We start from the raw sequence: 18,823 nt of genomic DNA on the forward strand, positions 1-18,823 counted from the left end.
GCAAGTACGCGATGGAAGGCGAGGACGTCTACAACAAGTTCCTCACGCCGTCCGCGATGGCGCGCCTTGGAACCTGAGATTCAATAAGCGGTATGCGGTACCTGCAGCCCGGCCGAAACGCCGGGCTGTTTTTTTGGCCGTCGATCGATTGGCGCTGATTTTCGAAAGGCTCTTCTCGAACCCCGCCGGCGGTCGCATGGGTCTGGGAATCGTCCCATTCAGGGCGTCGTTATCCGACCCGGAGCTGACGATTCCGCGTCCGGATCGGGTACTCAGGCGTAGTAACGGGGTCGATTCGAGGGATCCGCGGGATGGCCCCAACGTCCGCGCTGCGAGAACGGGAGCCAATTCCTGCGGTTTTGTGCGAGCTTTCCGACTTGACCGGCGCCAGCAGCGCGCGTGCCCGACGCGAGCCGCAGGCCTCGGTCCGTGATTGCCCGCCTACGGTGCCGAGAGAGCCTGCAAGCCGCTTGCCCGGAGCGATCTGCCATGAAGGCGATCAGGCGAGCGAGGGGGGCTGTTCTACGTCGCCAGCATGTCTGTGTAAGCTGATAACCCTGCCGCGTTATATCCGGAGATCTGAGTCGGCATGCTGATCCTCATCGCCCTGGTCGCGCTCGTCTCGAGCGTGTGGCTGACACATGCAACGATCGCCGTCGCCCGACATCACGGGCTCGGGGTCGACGAGGGCGTCGGGGTCCAGAAAGTCCACTCGCATTGGGTGCCCCGCCTGGGCGGCGTGCCGATTTTCGTCGCGCTGACCACCAGCCTGCTCATCCTCGCGTGGCTGACCCAGACCGAGGTGAATACCAGCCTGGCGCTCGTCGTCTGTGTGCTGCCGGCGTTCGGCATCGGACTGATGGAAGACATCACACGGCGGGCGGGTGTCCTGACGCGCCTGGTCCTCACGATGGTCTCCGCGGCGCTCGGCTGGTGGTTGCTGGACGCCAAGCTCCTGCGGCTCGACATTCCGTACGTGGACAGCTTCCTGGTGACGTACTCCGCAGCCGCTTTCGTGCTCACCCTCATAGCGGCCGCCGGCATTGCCCACGCCGTGAACATCATCGACGGCTACAACGGGCTCAGCGGGTTCTTTGTCACCGTGGTGTTCCTTTCGCTGGCGCTGGTCGCCTGGCAGGTGGACGACGTTTTCGTTTGCAGGCTGGCGCTCCTGTCGGCCGCCTCGACCATCGGTTTTCTGGTGTGGAATTTCCCAAGCGGTCGCATATTTCTCGGAGACGCTGGCGCCTATCTTCTCGGGTACCTGATCGCGCTGTTGTCGATCCTGCTGGTGGCCCGGCATCCGGAGGTCTCGCCGTGGTTTCCGCTGCTTCTGGTGATGCATCCGGTATGGGAGACGCTGTTCTCGATGTACAGGCGGGCGCGGCATGGACTTTCGGAAATGGGCAGACCCGACGCGCTGCATCTGCACTCCCTGATTTTCAGGAGAGTGGTCAAGCATTACGGAGTGGCGCGCGGATGTGAGTACCGAACACGCCGCAACGCGACGACATCGCTCTATCTGTGGCTGGTCGCGCTTCTATGCGCGGTTCCAGCGCTTGTTTTCTGGGATCAGAGCCACATGCTGATCGTGTTCTGCGCTGCTTTCGCAGTCTCGTACGGTGTGATTTACCGCAAGCTGGTGCTCTTCAGAATTCCGCGTCTGATGACGAGATCGCCCCTCAAGCGAACCGAGAGGACGCTCCCTCCTTCGTAAGTTCGCGGTTACGATACTGCGATGAAAAAAGAGGCAGCAATCTTCGTGGCCGGCCATCGAGGGATGGTCGGTAGTGCGATTGTTCGTGCGTTGCAGAGCGACGGCTACAACAATTTGCTGACCAGGTCGCGGGAGCAGCTGGATCTGCTGGACCAGCAGGCCGTCGCAAAGTATTTGTCAGAGCAAAAGCCGGACTACATTTTCCTCGCGGCGGCCAAGGTCGGCGGCATTCAGGCGAACGACACTTATCGTGCAGAGTTTCTGCATCAGAACCTCGTCCTGCAAACCAACATCATTCACGGCGCGCACCTGGCCGGCGTGAATCGCCTCATGTTCCTGGGCTCGAGCTGCATATATCCGCGTGACTGCCCACAGCCGATCAAGGAAGAGTATCTGCTCACAGGTCCCTTGGAGCCCACCAACGAACCGTACGCGCTGGCCAAAATAAGCGGCTTGAAGATGTGCGAGAGCTATCAGAAGCAGTACGGTCGGCGGTACATCAGCGTAATGCCGACCAATCTTTACGGGCCCAACGACAATTACGATCTCGCGAATTCACATGTTTTGCCTGCTTTGATCCGGAAGGCGCATGAAGCGGGTCGGCGGGGCGATCGTGATCTGGTCGTGTGGGGTTCCGGGCGGCCGCGACGTGAGTTCCTGCACGTTGACGACCTGGCAGAGGCCTGCGTTTACCTGATGAAGAAAGATTATGACGGTCCTCCGTTGAACATCGGTTGCGGTCAAGACGTGACGATTCGGGAACTCGCCGAAATGGTCATGGAGGTAACGGGATTCAAGGGGAATATCGTTTTCGACAGCAGCAAGCCCGATGGCACGCCACGCAAGCTTCTGGACGTCAGCCGGCTCGCCGACTTGGGATGGACAGCGAAGACCTGTCTTCGCGACGGAATAAAGCAAGCCTATTTGGCCGCCCCTTTTTACAGCGCACCATGATCAACGATCGATCGATTCGGATGTCATCACGAGCTGGAGGCCAATGAGCTCCCGGAAAGTCGCGCTGGTTACCGGGATCACCGGGCAGGACGGCTCGTACCTGGCCGAGTTGCTGCTATCCAAAGGCTACGAGGTACACGGTGTAAAGCGGCGCAGCTCGCTGATAAACACCCAGCGTGTCGATCACCTCTATCAGGAGCCGCACGAACCGGATCGGAGATTCGTGCTGCACCACGGCGATCTCACCGACTCGTCAAGCTTGCTTCACATCATGGAGAAGGTGCAGCCCGACGAAGTCTACAATCTGGCGGCCCAGAGCCATGTAGCGGTGTCTTTCGAAGAGCCCGAGTACACGGCCAACTCCGATGCGATTGGTGTGCTGCGCCTGCTCGAGGCGATCCGCACCCTGAAACTCGTCGACAAGACGCGCTTCTACCAGGCTTCGACATCAGAGTTGTACGGACTGGTGCAAGAAACGCCGCAGAAGGAAACCACTCCCTTTTATCCCCGCTCTCCCTACGGAGTCGCGAAGCTTTACGGATATTGGATCACCGTAAATTACCGGGAGGCCTACGGCATCTATGCGTGCAACGGCATTCTGTTCAACCACGAGAGTCCTGTGCGCGGCGAAACATTCGTCACGCGCAAGATCACTCGGGCCATTGCACGTATCGCACTTGGAATGCAGAGCTGCCTGTATCTCGGCAATCTCTCGTCGCTGAGAGACTGGGGACATGCGAAGGACTACGTCGAGATGCAATGGATGATGCTCCAGCAGGACAAGCCGGAGGACTTCGTCATTGCAACCGGGGTGCAGTACAGCGTCCGTCAATTCGTCGAATTTTCTGCGAGAGAATTGGGAATCGAACTTCGCTTCGAAGGCGACGGAGATGCCGAGGTCGGTGTCGTGGTTGCTGTGCAGGGCGACAGGGCGAGCTGCAAAGTTGGAGACGTCATCGTCAAGGTCGATCCCCGTTACTACAGGCCGGCCGAGGTGGAGACCTTGCTGGGTGACGCAACCCGCGCAAGGGAAAGGCTCGGATGGACGCCAAAGATCACGCTGGCCGAGCTCGTCAAGGAGATGGTGGAAGCTGACTACCACGCCGCAAGGCGCGACGCGCTGGTCCTTTCAGCCGGATTCCGAATCTAGATTGCCAATGGATACGGATAGCGAAATGCTGCATGGCAGCTGCGTTTCCCGGTCTCGGGCCTCGTAGGCTCAAGCCGATTGCTTCTGTAGGTGGTTGGTTGGTGCCGCACCGTCGGTGCCCATCCTCCGAAGTTCCGGCGGTAGAAATAACTGAAGAACTAAAAATGGTGAATATCGGATTGCTTGGATGTGGCCGGATATCCAAACGTCACGCCGATCTGCTGGGCTCGAACATCATTCCGGGCGCTCGCCTGGTGGCAGCGTGCGATCGCCAGAAGGAGCGCGCCGAGGCGTATGCAACGCAGTTCGGCATCAGGCCCTACGAGAATCTGGAGGCATTCCTCGCGCATCCGGGAATGGATGCCGTCGCGGTACTTACACCCAGCGGCATGCATGCCGAGCACGCCATTGCGGTAGCGCGTGCGCGAAAGCATGTGATCGTCGAGAAGCCCATGGCTCTGCTGCTCGACGATGCAGACGCAATGATTCGTGCCTGCGATGCCGCCGGTGTACGTCTTTTCGTAGTCAAGCAAAACCGCTTCAACCTGCCTGTCGTGAAATTGCGCCAGGCACTCGATTCGGGTCGATTCGGGAAACTCGTGCTGGGTACCGTGCGCGTGCGCTGGGCTCGCAGCCAGAGTTATTACGACGGCGACAGCTGGCGAGGTACCTGGCGTTACGACGGCGGTGTGCTGGCGAACCAGGCGAGCCATCACGTCGACCTGCTCGAATGGTGCATGGGTGATGTCGAAAGCGTGCATGCAAGGGCAACGACGGCCTTGGCCCGGATCGAAGCGGAAGACACGGCAGTTGCGACGCTGAAATTTCGCAACGGTGCGCTCGGCATCATCGAGGCGACCACGGCGGCGAGACCCAAGGACATGGAAGGTTCGCTTTCCGTTCTCGGAGAAAAGGGCGCCGTCGAAATCGCAGGGTTTTCGGTGAACAAGATCCGGACATGGCAGTTCTCGGATCCGCTGCCTTCCGACGCTGAAGTAATGGAGCGATACTCGGTCAATCCTCCGAATGTTTACGGCTTCGGGCATCAGGCCTATTACGAGCACGTGATCGACTGCCTCTCCAAGCAACAGCCCGCGCTCGTCGACGGACTGGAAGGGAGAAAAAGCCTGGAATTGATCTCTGCCCTTTACGAATCAATAGAGACTGGCCAAGAGGTGCGCCTTCGATTCGAGCCCCAGCGGTGTCGACTCGGGCGCGCCCAGTGAATGCCCAGCGGCCACAACTATTGAGCGCCTCCGTGCGCGACGTTTCCTGCGGTGCCGGTGTGCGGATCGTCGAGCCGTCAAACGTCTACGAGTGCACTCTCGGCGAGAAAGTGTTCGTGGGTCCTTTCTGCGAGATTCAGAAAGGTGTCGTCATCGGTGCGAGAACGAAGGTGCAGTCGCACAGCTTCATCTGCGAACTGGTGGAGATCGGCGACGATTGCTTCATCGGGCACGGCGTCGTCTTCATCAACGATCTGTTCTCCGCCGGTGGCCCAGCCAACGGCGAGCGGGCCTTATGGAAGCGCACGATTGTGGGCAACCGGGTATCGATCGGCTCGAACTGTACGATTCTACCGGTGAGCATCTGCTCGGATACCGTTATTGGGGCCGGCGCCGTCGTGTCGCGAGACATCGATGTCCCCGGCGTCTACGCGGGAAATCCAGCACGCAGGCTGCGGTGTTTTGTACCAAAATCCTGAGATGGTGGGGCCCCGCCGCGGCTGCGCTTCATTACGACTGCAGCCCTTCTTTTCATGTTCAAGGCTCCATTGAAGCCCGTAAATCCCATGCGCGTACCGTTCGCTGACCTTCACGCACAGTACCTCACCATCAAGTCGGGCATCGACGCCGCGATAGCGGACGTCATCGCGACCTCGGCGTTCATTCGGGGACCGAAAGTTCAGGCTTTCGAAGATGCCTTCGCCAGGATGGTCGACGCCAAGTACTGCGTGTCGTGTGCAAATGGAACGGACTCCCTTTACATCGCGATGAGGGCATTAGGCGTGAGTCGGGGAGACGAGGTGATCGCGCCGGCGCACTCCTGGATATCGACGACCGAGACGATCACGCAAGCCGGTGGGAACGTCGTCTTCTGCGACACCGATGCCGATACGTTCACCATCGATCCTGCCCGGATCGAGGAGAAGATTACGCCGCGAACCGTCGGCATCATTCCTGTCCATCTGTACGGGCAGCCGGCGGACATGGAAAAGATCATGCAGATCGCGGCCAAGCATCGCTTGTGGGTGCTGGAAGACTGCGCGCAAGCGCATCTGGCCCGCTACAAGGGGCGCCTGGTCGGCAGTTTCGGTGCGGCCGCTTCCTACTCGTTCTATCCCGGCAAGAATCTCGGTGCGATGGGTGATGCAGGCGCGCTGACGACAAACGATGCCGGTCTGGCGGAACGAATGGCGATGCTCGCGCGGCATGGGGGCGTGACGAAGGGTGATCACCGCATAGAGGGTGTGAACAGCCGGCTCGATGGGCTTCAGGCCGCGATCCTGTCCGTGAAACTGCCGCATCTTCCGGCCTGGACGAGTGCGCGCCAACGCCTTGCGGCGCAATACGACCGGGCCCTGGCAGAACTACCCGGCATCACGAGACCGACCGTGGCTGCAGGCTGTGAGCACGTCTATCACTTGTACGTCGTGAGACACGAACGACGCGATGAATTAGCTGCACATCTTGCGGCGCGGGATGTCCAGACGGTCGTCAACTACCCCGTGGCGCTGCCCTTTGTCCCGGCGTACGCCCGTCTGGGTCATACGGGAGCAGACTTCCCCAATGCCTACGGTCACCAGAGCCGCGTCTTGTCGTTGCCGATCTTTCCCGAGATGACTGCGGAGCAGATCGACTGGGTCGTTGCCGCCATCGCCGAGTTCACCCAGGCCCGGCAGTGAGATGGAAGTTGCCCCCAAGAAATTCGAACTGGTCCTGCAATCGCGACTGAACTTCGCTGCGTTCGCGATTTCACTGGCGGTGAATTTTGTGTCGTTGCCGATCGCGATTACCGCGATCGGTCTGGAAAATTTTGGATCGGCGGGACTTGCGCTGGCCATTCTGGCGCCCCTGTCGCTTGTCGGTGTCGTCATCGGTCAAGCCATCGTTCGTGATCTTTCGTCGCCTGCTGAACAGGGTGATCACGAGGCCTGCGCGAGAATATTCACGGCAGCCACGGCCGGGGTGCTGATCGGCTGTCTCGCGGTAGGAGTGTTGACCGCGACGTTCGGCCCCCTGCTCATGCACAAGCTTGCGGCAGATCCCGGCCAGAGCCGCAGCTTCGGCGGCGTTCTCGAACTGGGCTTTGCAGCCTGGTTGTTCCAGCAAGGATGCTTCGTGCTGCAAGCGACTCTCGCAGCGTTGCGAAGCTGGGCCAAGCTTGCCGCCGCGAACGTCATCGGTGCTGTCGCCAGCGCGTGCTGCGTCGTTGCAGCGTCCCGCCATTTCGGAAATGACGCCGGCTTCCTGGGCGGGACCGCGACGGGCTTTGCTGTCCAGTTCGTGGTTCTCTGGGCGTTCGTGCGCAGCAAGGCTCCCTGGCTCATGAGAGCGAGGCGCTGGTTGCCTGCGGAGCGCGACTCGCTTTTTCATTTTGCGCGGTGGCAGGGCATCGCCGGTTTCTCCAGTGGCCTGGCGAACCAGGCGGACCGCTATGTGATCGGAGCGGTGGCGCCCCTCGGTATCGTCGGACAGTACAACGTGGCGATGCGACTGCAGGAAGTCGTGCATGCCGGTGTCCTGAAAATCGCAGAGGTCCTGTTTCCTCATTTCAGCATCACCTCCGCACATGAGCCCGCGTCTCGAGCTGCCTTCTATGTCCGGGCGAGCTGGGCGGTCAACCTCGTGAGCGTCGCGGCACTGGCGCCATTGATCCCCTGGGCGGGATCGCTCATTACCCTCTGGGTGGACGACGACGCGGCGCAAGTGGGTGCGCCGATCCTGCGGACTTTGGCCAGTGCTGGAATGATTGGTAGTGCGGCCACCGTATTCTCCTTCCTCGCCATGGCGACCGATCAGGCGCAGCGATTGGCGTATATCAATCTTTACCATTCCCTGATCTTGATCACGTTGACCATTCCGTTGATCGTATGGTTCGGCCCTCTGGCAGCAGGTGTCGCATACGTGGTGGGCAATACCTTTCGTCTCGCGGCGGCAGTTCACTCCGCCCTGGATCATTTCGAAGGACATCTGGAGCGCGGAAGCATTCTGATGGCCACGCTCGTGCCTTTGATTGCCGCGCTCACGCTCGCATGGGCGGTGCAGTCGTTCGCCCCCAGCGCTCATGGATGGGTCTCGCTGGTGCTGCTCTACTGCGCGACGGCCATTCTGGTGCTGGCAGCGAGCCTCGCGCTCGCGGCGTCTTCGTTCGAAGGCCGCTCCCTGATCAGAGAGGTCTTCTCGAAAAGGCATCAAGTCGACCGAGGGAGTAGCTGACCTTGTGTGGAATTGCAGGCATTGCGGTCCATCAAGGCCCTCCAGTGCGGCGCGAGGATCTGACAGTGCTGGCACGAGGCCTCGCTCATCGTGGCCCCGATGGCGAAGGGTTTTGGGTCAGTGCGGACGAGCGGGTTGGGCTGGTTCATCGGCGACTCGCCATCCTCGACACCAGTGAGGCGGGCCACCAGCCCATGCTCAGCGCCGACCGCACGACGACGATCGTGTACAACGGCGAAATCTTCAACTTTCTGGAATTGCGTGACGAGCTCGTCAAGCGCGGCCACACGTTCAGAGGGGACAGTGACACCGAGGTTGTTCTTGCCGCGTGGCGCGAATGGCGCGAGGACATGCTTCCGCGCTTCAACGGAATGTGGGCGCTGGCGATACATGATTCGACGACGGGCGAATTGTTTCTCGCCCGCGATCGCTTCGGGATCAAACCACTGCTCTACACCACCGGCGACAGGCGGATGGCGTTTGCCTCGGAACAGCGCGCGTTATTGCAGGTCGTGACGGAACGGCACCTCGACGCGCCCGTCGTGGAGCGCCTGCTGTTCGATCCGTTCGCTGTCGAGGGAAGCTCGCGAACGATCCATAAAGAGGTTCATCGTCTCCCTGCGGGGCACAGTGCGCTTTGGCGAAATGGGCGTCTGAGCGTGCGGCGCTGGTGGCGTACGACGGACCACTTGGTGGAGCCACCTCGGACCGCGCGTGCCCAGGCGGACCGCTTTCACGAACTCTTCACTGATTCGATCCGGCTGCGGATGCGCAGCGACGTGACCATCGGGACTTGCCTCAGCGGTGGATTCGACTCCAGCGCCATCGTGTGCGAGATGAAAGAGGTGGCACGTCAGGAAGGGCAGCGCCGCCGGGAGGCCGGGGATTGGCGTCACGCATTCATTGCCTCTTTCCCGGGGCGCGCTCATGACGAGACTCCGCAGGCGCTGGAAGCTGCACGGCATGCGGGGGTGACCCCACATGTGATCGATCTGAGCCAGACCGAAGATCCATCGATGATCGACTGCATCCTTCGCGATCTCGACGATATCTACATCAGCCTGCCCGCAGCTCCGTGGCAGATTTATCGGCGGCTTCGGGAGCGCGGCACACTGGTGTCGCTCGACGGGCATGGGGCCGACGAACTGATGGGAGGCTACCGTCAGGGAGGTGAGGGTGTGGGCTTCGCTGTACGCAATGCGCTCGCAAGAGCGGCGGGCGCATCCAAAGCTGCTTCGCACCGACTCGATGACGCCAAGCTGGCGTGGCTGTCTGCGCGTGGCCTCAGTTTCCTGAGGCGTTCTTCGATCCGCGCTCCTCGCGCACTGGAAATCCCGGCAGAGCTCGACGCGCTGCCGGCGGAATGGGGGATGTTCAATCGGCGGCTATACCGGATGTTTCACTCGACCGTCCTCCCGACGATTCTCCGTAACTTCGACCGGCTGTCCATGGCGCATGGCGTGGAGGTTCGAATGCCGTTCATGGACTGGCGACTGGTCTGCTACGTAATGTCCCTTCCCGACGCCGCGAAGATCGACCCGATCGGAAGCAAGGCGATCGCGCGTCACGCGATGCAAGGGCGCATGCCGGAAAGTATCCGCGTGTCTCAGCGAAAGGTCGGCTTCAACTCGCCGATGCCCGAATGGCTGAACGGATCGCTGGGTCAATGGATGAGCGCGCTGCTGGCCAAGCCTCATCCGCAGTTCGATGACATGGTTGATCGAGGTGCATTGCTCCGGCGAGTCAACTCCTTGAACGGGAATCGTGCGTGGAACTGGGAGCGGGCCAGTCGCCTGTGGCCGTACGCAAATTTGCGCTGGCTACTCGATCAATAATTGACCCCTTAAAAAGCGAAATCAGCGCGGCGGAGTCGAGTCGAAATCTGTTGGACAGAGCGTGACGGAATTCATAACTCGAAAGCTGAGATTCATCAAGGAGGAGCTCCGCATGAGGTTGTTTCAGAACGTGGGTCTTTATCCGTCGTACTTTCCGCGTCTAGCCATGTTGAGCAAGGGTAGCCGCGACTTTTCGAGCTACATCCAGACATTCCTGGATGATCGATTCGGAGCACCCCACTACCTGACACCTGTGCTCTCGCGAGATCCGGAGTCGTTCTTCACGATTGGCGACTATTCCGACATCCAGCGCATGTGGGCCAGAGAGCAAGGCATGCGATCAAAAGCCGACAATGAAGAAATCCTGTTAGCCCAGATCGAGCACCAAAGATCCGAGGTTTTCTACAACATGGACCCTATGCGCTTCGGAAGCCAATTCGTTCGGCGCCTTCCAGGTTGTGTAAAACGATCGATCGCCTGGCGCGCTGCGCCGTCGCCCGGCGCAGACTTCGGAGCGTACGACAGGATCGTCTGCAATTTTCCGACCATCCTTCAACACTACAAATCTTTGGGATGGAAAGCCGCTTACTTCTCCCCCGCGCACGATCCAGAACTCGACGCGTACGCTAGCAATACCGAAAGGCCGATTGATGTCTTGTTTGTTGGCGGATATAGCCGTCATCACAAGCGACGGGCTTCGATACTCGACGCGGTTTCCGAGCTTCGGGGTCAAGTACGCGTCGACTTCAGACTCGATCGTTCGCGATTGACTCGCCTAGCTGAGAGTGCGCTAGGGAAGATGCTGCCCTTAGCTGCACATCGACGACCTAAAGACATCTCTGCAGTATCTGGAGAGCCTGTGTTCGGTCGATCGCTTTACAAGCTTTTATCGCAATCCAAAATCGTATTGAACGGCGCGGTCGATATGGCTGGTGAGGATCGTGGGAATATGCGCTGCTTCGAAGCGATGGGCAGCGGAGCATTAATGATCTCCGACGACGGTCGCTATCCTGAGCACATGATTGACGGAACAAATTTCAGAGCCTACAAGAGCGCGAGTCAGGCGGTAGATCAGATACGACGGGCCATTGATTCGCCGGAAGAACGGCGCGTGATGGCAGCGCGCGGCCACGAAGCTTTAAGCCTGCACTACAGCAAGGCGATGCAATGGAAACGCTTTCAGCAATTGATTTCTGAAATATGATCAACGAAAAAATGGGGGCGCTCGGCCTTCCGATAATCGACGCAACTAAGTGAAGCCGAGCCATCCATTGTGGATGACGAGACGTGACATGAGCAGAAGCCTATCGAAATAGGGTGAGAGTTCCCGGCGATGACGGCGTACGAAGGCCGAAATTCCGTCTGCAAGGTTGAGAGGGTTATGGGGCGCGGCATGGCTTCACCTGGATCGATGATTGTCGATAGGAAAGAATCACATTTCGCGATGCCAAAAATTATCCCCAGTGATGTAAAAAGGCGCGCGCGTTTTGGTGCCTGGCTATTTGCACTTGCTCAATTTGGGTATCCCATTATCGGGAATATAGCCGCGCTAGCGCACTTGGAAAATAGGACGCTGTCGATTCTATTTCGAGTGGTGGTGGCACTTTATGCCGTGGCGGGGTTGTATCTGTTTCGTCGAATAAGGCTTGATCCTTGGAGGCTCGGGATGTTGTTCATCTGGGCTTGCTATCTCCTCAGGCTTTCCCACGATTACTTCGTGGACGGCATCGAAGGCGCCGACTATTCGATGCAATACTTCATCGCCGGATCGGTCCTTCCGGCACTCGCATTGTGGAAATCCGATACTTTCGACCAGAGCCGATATGCTTGGGCAGGATTCATGACCTGCTCTCTCGGGTGCGCAATGAGCCTGGTCGGCGACTGGCTCGGGGCTTTCGGATATTCCGAACTGACGTCGACTACGGGCCGGCTGTCAACCGAGTCACTGAACCCGATATCTCTTGGCCATCTTGCGGCGAGCGGGATTTTATGCGGAGCCGTTTTATGCGAAGCGAGCACGCGCAGGCTTCGCGCGCTACTGGTGTTCGTGATGGCCGGGCTGCTACTGGTTTTGCTTCAGACAGGGTCGAAGGGCCCTGCAGTAGCGCTAATTTTTGCCCTGGCAATTTGGGCCGTCCGCCGGGGGCATCTGATCAAGATTTTGTTGGTCTCTGTTCCGATTGCTCTCCTGCTTTCCACATTCAACGAACTCCCGCTATTAAGCCGAATCTCTGGTGCTGAAGAAGATTTATCGACGCTCGAACGGGTTGTTCTACTGAACGATAGTCTGCAGCAGATCGTCGCATCCCCGTGGGTCGGGAGTTCATCGGTTGAACTGAAGTCGGGCCACTATCCTCACAATGTATTTGTGGAAGCGGCGATGGCATTGGGGATTCCGTTGGCATCGATGTTCGTGCTGATCGTTAGTCGAGGCGCTATGGTTGGCTGGCATCTGATCGGAACACGAAGCAACTTGTTAGGAATGTTGTTCGTCCAGAGCCTTATTATTTCTGTCACTAGCGGGTCGCTGTACGGATCGACGCTGCTATGGTTGTGTTTAATACTAATGTTCGGAATGAGGACGTCCTTGAGCACGAAAAATGACCGCTCGCTCGGGGATGCGGCGTCGTAATGCCAGCAGTGCCGACGTTCCACGCTTCGCCAAAGATGCGGCTATCGTGTGCAGAGATTTCAACGGCGTCATCCGAATAGGGATGAACCCATCAGGTTGTGATATGCGATTTTTACGATATGAACGTTCATTATTGGCTTCAGAGATGCATTGGCCGTGCGACTTGCGTGATGGCGCCCTCTGCGCGGCTCGCAGCTGAAGCTCGCGTGGGAAATCTGCGCGGCGATAGCAATTTGATAACGATCGGCGGATCCACCGTTGTTCGCGGCGAATTGATGGTATTTGCGCACGGTGGAAGTATCAGCATCGGAGAATGGTGCTACGTCGGGCCGGGCACCCGAATCTGGTCGGGAGCGTCGATAAAGATCGGGAATCGAGTGTTGATCGCGCACAACGTCAATATCTTTGACAATCTCACCCATCCGATCGATCCCGAAGCGCGGCACCAGCAGTTCAGAGCAATCCTTACCCGGGGCCATCCCAAGGACATCACGTTGGACGACCGGCCGGTCGTGGTTGAGGACGACGCCTGGATAGGAGCGGGATCCATCGTCCTTCGTGGGGTCAGGATCGGTGCCAGGTCCATCGTGGGGGCAGGGTCCGTCGTGACGCGGGATGTGGCTGCCGACAGCGTCGTGGCAGGAAATCCGGCTCGCTTCGTTCGTTCCGTCTCATAGTTCGATCGTCGCAGCCGTAGGCCTAATTATTGAAGATGAGACAAATCATTCTAAGAACAAGAGATGTGCTGATGCGGCTGCTCACGCTGGATCGGCGCATCGACGAGATAAAAATCAATCAAGGCCTCGTGCTGTGCGAGTTGCAGCGCGGAAAGCCTGTAGCTTCACTCTCTGACGTGGAGTTCAAAGTCTTCTCGCAATGGGGAGAGGACGGCATCCTCCAGTTTTTGATACGTGAGCTATGCATCGAGAATCGAACATTCATTGAGTTTGGAGTCGAAGATTTCTTCGAGTCGAACTCGCGATTTCTCTTGATGAAGGACCTCTGGAAGGGGTATGTCATCGACGGGTCACAGCGCAACGTCGAACGTCTCCGCAGGAGCTATTTCTATTGGAAATACCCTTTGAAATCGCGCGCTGCGTTCATCACTCGCGAGAACGTGGCGGACTTGCTGGACGAGAGCGGGTTCGACAAGCGAGTGGGTGTCATGTCGGTGGATGTCGACGGCGTCGACTACTACCTTCTCGAGGCTCTCGCGGAATGGCGGGCTGAGGTCATCGTCGTGGAATACAACTCGATCTTTGGCGCTCGACATGCGGTATCGGTTCCCTACTCGCCGGGGTTCAGTCGCTCGTCGGCGCATCATTCAAATCTGTACTGGGGTGCCAGCTTGACTGCATTCGACTACTTGCTGAGCGGGCGTGGCTACTCGCTGGTAGGCGTCAACAGCGTGGGGAGCAATGCTTTCTTCGTTCGGCGCGAACTACTCAATGAACGAGTGAAGGCGGTTCCGGTTGCCGACTGCTTTCGCGAGTCGAGCTTTCGAGAAGCACGAGACGAACGTGGCGAGCTGAGAATGATCTCCGCGCGCGAAGGCCGGGATGTGATTGGCCATCTTCCTCTGGTCGATGTCAGCAGTGGCGCCGCTTTGCGGGTTGCCGAGACCTTCGATTCGATATCTGTCAGTTGATGAGCACTGCTCCGAATCGAGGACTTGATATGGCTGGCCCCGCGTATTTCGGGCTGGGCGGCAATTCCGTGTCAGGTCCTGGTTTCTGAAGAATGGGCCGCGTCCTCATCACCGGTGCCAGAGGTTTCATCGGCACTCACCTGGCGCGACGGCTCGCGGCCTGTGGACACGACGTGATCGGCGTCGGTCATGGGCAGTGGCCACCTGAATCGGCGCACCGCGACGGTGTCGTCAACTGGATCAACGGGGGCGTCAATGCCACCAACTTGCAGTTGGCGTGTGCGGGAGGTCCGCCCCCGGAGCGGGTATATCACTTGGCCGGCGGATCGTCGGTCGGGGTGGCCCTTGCCAACCCGCGTGAGGATTTCTTCAAGACCGTTGCATCGACGGCCGATCTGCTCGAGTGGTTGCGAACGGATGCGCCACGCGCGCGGTTGATCGCAATTTCGAGTGCGGCGGTGTACGGGGCGGGACACGATGGAGCCATCGGCGAAGACGTTCGGCTGAAGCCGTATTCCCCGTACGGGCACCACAAGGCCATGATGGAAGCGATGTGCGGCTCGTACGCGGACAGTTATGGATTGGAAGTGGTGATCGCGCGTCTTTTTTCCGTGTACGGCGACGGCCTGCGCAAGCAGTTGTTGTGGGATTTGTGCAACCGGCTTTCCACGGGTGTTCCGGTTCTTCAGATAGGAGGAACCGGTGGCGAGAGGCGTGACTGGACAGAGGTCGGCGATGTGGCCCGGGCGCTTGATCTGATCGGTGGCGCAGACGATGTCGTTGGAACCGCGATCAACGTGGGCCGAGGCGAGGGAGTCGAGGTGCGCGAGATCGCCGCGCACGTGATGGACATCTGGAAGAAGGAAAGCGATGGAGCGACGACATCGCTCGGACTTTCCGGCATTTCCCGGCCGGGCGATCCTTCCAACCTCGTAGCCGACAGCCGCCGTCTTTCGGCCCTGGGCTTTGAATGGCAGGTCGGTCTGTACGAGGGACTCACGTCGTACGTGCGGTGGTTCCGTCGAGAGCTCGGACGGAGTTCGACGTGATTCGCGTCGCGTTTTCGCTGATCGGCGGAAGGACATGGACCGGCGGCAACAACTACCTGCGGAATCTGCTCGAGGCGCTGACTCGCCACCGACGCGACGCTGTCCAGCCGGTCATTTTTTTGGGCACGGATATCGACGCGAAGGACCGCGCGCCTTTCGAACGCATTCCTGGTGTGGAGGTGGTCCATTCGGCGGTCATGAACGAGGCCCGCAAGACAGCCTCTCTGCTACGAGGATTGATCGCAGGTCGTGATACCGCCAGGCGCGATCTTTATCGCGGCGAACGGATCGGATGCGTGTTCGAATCGGCATCGTTTCTGGGGTGGCGCACTGGCATTCCCGCGATCGCGTGGGTGCCGGATCTTCAGCACCGTGAGCTCAGTCACCTGTTCACACGCTTCGGCTGGTGGAAGCGGGAATTGGGCTTTCGGGCGCAGATTGCTGCCGGATACACAGTGATGGTCAGCAGCGAGCACACGCGCATGGCATTCGAGCGCATCTATCGAACGAGCAGCGGTCGTGTGCACGCCGTCCGTTTTGCGGTACCCGCACCGGCGCCAGTCGATTTCGCGGCAGCGCGCGCCGTGGCCGATGCATACGGACTGCCGGAGCGATTCTTTTTTCTGCCCAATCAATTCTGGGCCCACAAGAACCACCGGTTGGTCATCGAGGCGCTTGCGCAGCTCAAACGGATGGGGCGTGAGGACGTGGTCGTGGCGGCAACCGGAATGCCGCTGGATCCGCGCAACCCCGGTCACTTCGGGGCGCTTCAACGATCCATCTCGGAATCGGGTGTGAGTGCGCAGATGCGCATCCTGGGTCTCGTGCCCTTTGAACATCTCTCGATGTTGATGGCCGCGGGCCAGGCGCTGCTCAACCCGTCGTTGATGGAGGGATGGAGCACCACTGTCGAAGAAGCGCGCGCCCAAGGCGCGCCGATGATCCTTTCGGACCTGCCGGTCCACCGTGAGCAGATGGGCACCGAGGCCGATTATTTCGATCCTCACGACGCGGCCTCGCTGGCTGCAGTACTCGACCGATGGCAGCCGCTGTCCACGCCGGAGCGATTGGCCCGGACGCAGGCTGCACATCGGGCTTCGGAAAGCCGCGTGATCGCCTATGCAGACGATTTTCTCCGCGTGCTGAGGGTTGCCTGCGAACCTGCCTCGGGCACGCCATGAAGATCTCCGTCGTTACCGCCAGCTATAACGCCGCTGCCACGTTGTCGGACACCCTGAAGTCGGTCGCGCGCCAGAGTCACGGAGACGTCGAGCACCTTCTCATCGACGGCGGATCGAAGGATGCGACTTCCCGGATCGTCGAGCAGCACGGCCAGCATCTCTCCCATTTCGTGAGCGAAAAGGATGGGGGAATCTACGATGCGATGAACAAGGGCATACGCCTTGCCACCGGAGACGTGTTGGGCTTCCTCAACGCAGACGATCTGCTCGCCGATGACGAGGTGCTATCCCGAATTGCACGATGCATGGAGGATCCCGAAGTCGACGCGGTCTATGGGGATCTGGTCTTCGTTTCGCAGCACGACACGAGCCGGGTCGTACGCTACTGGCGACCGGGAAAGCACCGCGCAGGATTGTGCGCGAGCGGCTGGATGGCTCCTCATCCCACCTTCTACGTGCGCCGCAAGCTGCTTCTGGAGAACGCGGGTTTCTGCCTGGATTACCGTCTGCAGGCCGATTTCGAGTTGATGCTGCGTCTGTTCGAAGTCGTGAAGATACGCTCGGCGTATCTGCCGTCGACGCTGGTGCGGATGCGAATGGGCGGAGCGACGACGGGCAGCCTGCGCAACATCATTCGCGGCAACCTGGAAGCCGCGCACGCATGTCGTCGGCACGGATACCCGGGCGGCATCGGGTTCATGTTGGCCAAGATGACGCGCAGGATCCCGCAGTTCTTTTCGCGTCCGAGCCAGGCTTCATGAGTCTCCAATCGTGGTCATGAGCAATCGTCGCCTCATCCTGGTGGAACTCAATGAGGTCAACCTCGACGTTGCGCGTTCGTACGTGCCGAAACTGGGTTTGAAGCATTTCGAACAATTGCTGTCCGCGGGTGTGCGCCGGACGAGTTCGGAATCCGAATACGAGCAGCTGGAGCCCTGGATCCAATGGGTGTCGGCGCACTCCGGACTGACGGCTGCGGAGCACGCGATCTTCCGGCTGGGAGACATCGTGGGCAGCGGCGTGCCGCAGATCTTCGAGCAGGTGGAAGCGGCCGGGCTGTCGGTGGGCGCGGTGTCGCCGATGAACACCGAAAATCGCCTGAGGTCGCCCGCCTATTTCATCCCCGACCCATGGACGCGCACGCCCACGGATGGTTCGGGCTGGAGTCGCCGGCTGTGGACGGCGATCTCGCAGGCGGTCAACGATAATTCCAGCGGCCGCATCACGGCCGGAAGTGCCTTCGCGCTTGCTTGCGGCCTGCTGCGATTCGCGCAGCCACGCCATTACGATCTCTATCTGTCGCTGTTGCGGCGCAGTCGCGGGGCGCCGTGGCGCAAGGCGCTATTCCTGGATCTGTTCCTGCACGACCTCCACGTTCGCTTGTACGGACGACACAGGCCGAACTTTTCCACGCTGTTTCTGAATGCCGGGGCCCATATCCAGCATCACTACTTCTTCAACGGGAAGCTGGATCGCCCGGTCGCACAGCGGAATCCCGCCTGGTACATCGACCCCTCGGCCGATCCGATCGCCGAGATGCTGCAGGTGTACGACGCCATTCTGGGGGACTACCTGCGCCTGCCGGACGCGAGCCTGCTGGTTGCGACGGGTCTTACGCAGGTCCCGTACGAACGCGTCACCTTCTATTACCGGCTGAAGGATCATGCGGCCTTCCTGCGGATGCTCGGCATACGGCACGTACGGGTGCTGCCGCGCATGACGCGCGACTTCGTGATCGAATTTGCAGATGCCGCGGACGCGGCAAGTGCGCAGAGATCATTGTCGGCGTTGAGATTCGCCCACGATGGCGAATTGCTTTTCGCCGAGATCGACAACCGGGGCGACAGCTTGTTCGTGACCCTCACATACCCGAACGAGATCGAGGCTTCGGCCCTCGTGGAGGGGGCGGCGGCTCCCTTCCTGCTCGCAGGGCACGTGGTCTTCGTGGCCATCAAGAACGGCATGCATGCCGCCCATGGATACGTGTGCGGAGTCGGCGAGGTGACACCGTATCTTCCCGCCGAGGGAGATCACGTGAAGGAGCTGAACCGCACGCTGCAGAGGTTCTTTGCGCTCGTACCCGGCGCCGCCGAGTGAGGGATGAATTCCTGCGAGCCATGGCTGCGGCCCCGTGGTTTCCAAGCCAGGGTCATTCCACTATCGTGGACGCTGCTGATGATCGTCGGACTGTTGGTATCGCCTCTGGCGTGGCGACGGT

General features: G+C 59.8%; 16 protein-coding genes. All 16 read left to right on the top strand.

What is annotated here, in order from left to right; genetic code table 11:
• Window positions 1-589 precede the first annotated feature (589 nt).
• The 16 genes from DFR24_RS21635 (at window position 590) to DFR24_RS21710 (ending at window position 18,702) form a co-directional block, all read left to right on the top strand.
• The gene (locus DFR24_RS21635; RefSeq protein WP_133883550.1) at window positions 590-1,717 is read left to right on the top strand and encodes an MraY family glycosyltransferase; all 1,128 of its coding nucleotides are present in this window, start codon (window positions 590-592) and stop codon (window positions 1,715-1,717) included.
• Window positions 1,718-1,738: 21 nt separating this feature from the next.
• Window positions 1,739-2,671 carry a GDP-L-fucose synthase family protein gene (locus DFR24_RS21640; protein WP_133883551.1) on the top strand — a complete coding sequence of 311 codons (933 nt, stop codon included), beginning with the start codon at window positions 1,739-1,741 and terminating at the stop codon, window positions 2,669-2,671.
• 43 nt (window positions 2,672-2,714) lie between these two features.
• Window positions 2,715-3,821, top strand: a complete 1,107-nt coding sequence (gene gmd / locus DFR24_RS21645; protein ID WP_133883552.1) for a GDP-mannose 4,6-dehydratase — start codon at window positions 2,715-2,717, stop codon at window positions 3,819-3,821.
• A 164-nt stretch (window positions 3,822-3,985) separates the two neighbouring features.
• On the top strand, window positions 3,986-5,047 hold the full coding sequence (locus DFR24_RS21650) for a Gfo/Idh/MocA family protein (RefSeq protein WP_133883553.1): 1,062 nt from the start codon (window positions 3,986-3,988) through the stop codon (window positions 5,045-5,047).
• A gap of 32 nt (window positions 5,048-5,079) precedes the next feature.
• On the top strand, window positions 5,080-5,526 hold the full coding sequence (locus DFR24_RS21655) for an acyltransferase (RefSeq protein WP_210772334.1): 447 nt from the start codon (window positions 5,080-5,082) through the stop codon (window positions 5,524-5,526).
• 87 nt (window positions 5,527-5,613) lie between these two features.
• Window positions 5,614-6,726 (top strand): DegT/DnrJ/EryC1/StrS family aminotransferase, encoded by a 1,113-nt coding sequence (locus tag DFR24_RS21660; protein ID WP_133883555.1) that lies wholly within the window; start codon window positions 5,614-5,616, stop codon window positions 6,724-6,726.
• 1 nt (window position 6,727) lies between these two features.
• A complete protein-coding gene (locus DFR24_RS21665) occupies window positions 6,728-8,260 on the top strand; it encodes a lipopolysaccharide biosynthesis protein (RefSeq protein ID WP_133883556.1) in 1,533 nt (510 codons plus the stop codon).
• A gap of 2 nt (window positions 8,261-8,262) precedes the next feature.
• Window positions 8,263-10,095, top strand: coding sequence for an asparagine synthase (glutamine-hydrolyzing) (asnB, locus tag DFR24_RS21670; protein ID WP_133883557.1), 1,833 nt, complete (start codon window positions 8,263-8,265; stop codon window positions 10,093-10,095).
• A gap of 112 nt (window positions 10,096-10,207) precedes the next feature.
• The gene (locus DFR24_RS21675) at window positions 10,208-11,299 is read left to right on the top strand and encodes a glycosyltransferase family protein (RefSeq protein WP_133883558.1); all 1,092 of its coding nucleotides are present in this window, start codon (window positions 10,208-10,210) and stop codon (window positions 11,297-11,299) included.
• 129 nt (window positions 11,300-11,428) lie between these two features.
• Window positions 11,429-12,727 (top strand): O-antigen ligase family protein, encoded by a 1,299-nt coding sequence (locus tag DFR24_RS21680; protein ID WP_133883559.1) that lies wholly within the window; start codon window positions 11,429-11,431, stop codon window positions 12,725-12,727.
• Between the two features lie 206 nt (window positions 12,728-12,933).
• Window positions 12,934-13,404, top strand: coding sequence for an acyltransferase (locus DFR24_RS25215; protein WP_281280212.1), 471 nt, complete (start codon window positions 12,934-12,936; stop codon window positions 13,402-13,404).
• A gap of 71 nt (window positions 13,405-13,475) precedes the next feature.
• The gene (locus tag DFR24_RS21690) at window positions 13,476-14,375 is read left to right on the top strand and encodes a hypothetical protein (RefSeq protein WP_133883561.1); all 900 of its coding nucleotides are present in this window, start codon (window positions 13,476-13,478) and stop codon (window positions 14,373-14,375) included.
• A 92-nt stretch (window positions 14,376-14,467) separates the two neighbouring features.
• Complete coding sequence (locus DFR24_RS21695) at window positions 14,468-15,424, top strand: NAD-dependent epimerase/dehydratase family protein (protein ID WP_133883562.1); 957 nt, start codon at window positions 14,468-14,470, stop codon at window positions 15,422-15,424.
• A complete protein-coding gene (locus tag DFR24_RS21700) occupies window positions 15,421-16,605 on the top strand; it encodes a glycosyltransferase family 4 protein (protein WP_162851370.1) in 1,185 nt (394 codons plus the stop codon). The genes DFR24_RS21695 and DFR24_RS21700 overlap by 4 nt, the downstream gene beginning before the upstream one ends.
• On the top strand, window positions 16,602-17,366 hold the full coding sequence (locus DFR24_RS21705) for a glycosyltransferase family 2 protein (RefSeq protein WP_133883564.1): 765 nt from the start codon (window positions 16,602-16,604) through the stop codon (window positions 17,364-17,366). The genes DFR24_RS21700 and DFR24_RS21705 overlap by 4 nt, the downstream gene beginning before the upstream one ends.
• A gap of 247 nt (window positions 17,367-17,613) precedes the next feature.
• The gene (locus DFR24_RS21710) at window positions 17,614-18,702 is read left to right on the top strand and encodes a hypothetical protein (protein WP_133883565.1); all 1,089 of its coding nucleotides are present in this window, start codon (window positions 17,614-17,616) and stop codon (window positions 18,700-18,702) included.
• The last annotated feature ends 121 nt before the right edge of the window (window positions 18,703-18,823 follow it).

The sequence above is a fragment of the Panacagrimonas perspica genome (genome assembly GCF_004364935.1).
Classification (GTDB): domain Bacteria; phylum Pseudomonadota; class Gammaproteobacteria; order Nevskiales; family Nevskiaceae; genus Panacagrimonas; species Panacagrimonas perspica.

What these genes read in the sequence shown, in the direction of transcription:
- DFR24_RS21635 (WP_133883550.1), top strand. Translation starts at nt 590, where the DNA reads ATGCTGATCCTCATCGCCCTGGTCGCGCTCGTCTCGAGCGTGTGGCTG.
- DFR24_RS21640 (WP_133883551.1), top strand. Translation starts at nt 1,739, where the DNA reads ATGAAAAAAGAGGCAGCAATCTTCGTGGCCGGCCATCGAGGGATGGTC.
- gmd (WP_133883552.1), top strand. Translation starts at nt 2,715, where the DNA reads ATGAGCTCCCGGAAAGTCGCGCTGGTTACCGGGATCACCGGGCAGGAC.
- DFR24_RS21650 (WP_133883553.1), top strand. Translation starts at nt 3,986, where the DNA reads ATGGTGAATATCGGATTGCTTGGATGTGGCCGGATATCCAAACGTCAC.
- DFR24_RS21660 (WP_133883555.1), top strand. Translation starts at nt 5,614, where the DNA reads ATGCGCGTACCGTTCGCTGACCTTCACGCACAGTACCTCACCATCAAG.
- DFR24_RS21665 (WP_133883556.1), top strand. Translation starts at nt 6,728, where the DNA reads ATGGAAGTTGCCCCCAAGAAATTCGAACTGGTCCTGCAATCGCGACTG.
- DFR24_RS21675 (WP_133883558.1), top strand. Translation starts at nt 10,208, where the DNA reads ATGAGGTTGTTTCAGAACGTGGGTCTTTATCCGTCGTACTTTCCGCGT.
- DFR24_RS21680 (WP_133883559.1), top strand. Translation starts at nt 11,429, where the DNA reads ATGACGGCGTACGAAGGCCGAAATTCCGTCTGCAAGGTTGAGAGGGTT.
- DFR24_RS21690 (WP_133883561.1), top strand. Translation starts at nt 13,476, where the DNA reads ATGCGGCTGCTCACGCTGGATCGGCGCATCGACGAGATAAAAATCAAT.
- DFR24_RS21695 (WP_133883562.1), top strand. Translation starts at nt 14,468, where the DNA reads ATGGGCCGCGTCCTCATCACCGGTGCCAGAGGTTTCATCGGCACTCAC.
- DFR24_RS21705 (WP_133883564.1), top strand. Translation starts at nt 16,602, where the DNA reads ATGAAGATCTCCGTCGTTACCGCCAGCTATAACGCCGCTGCCACGTTG.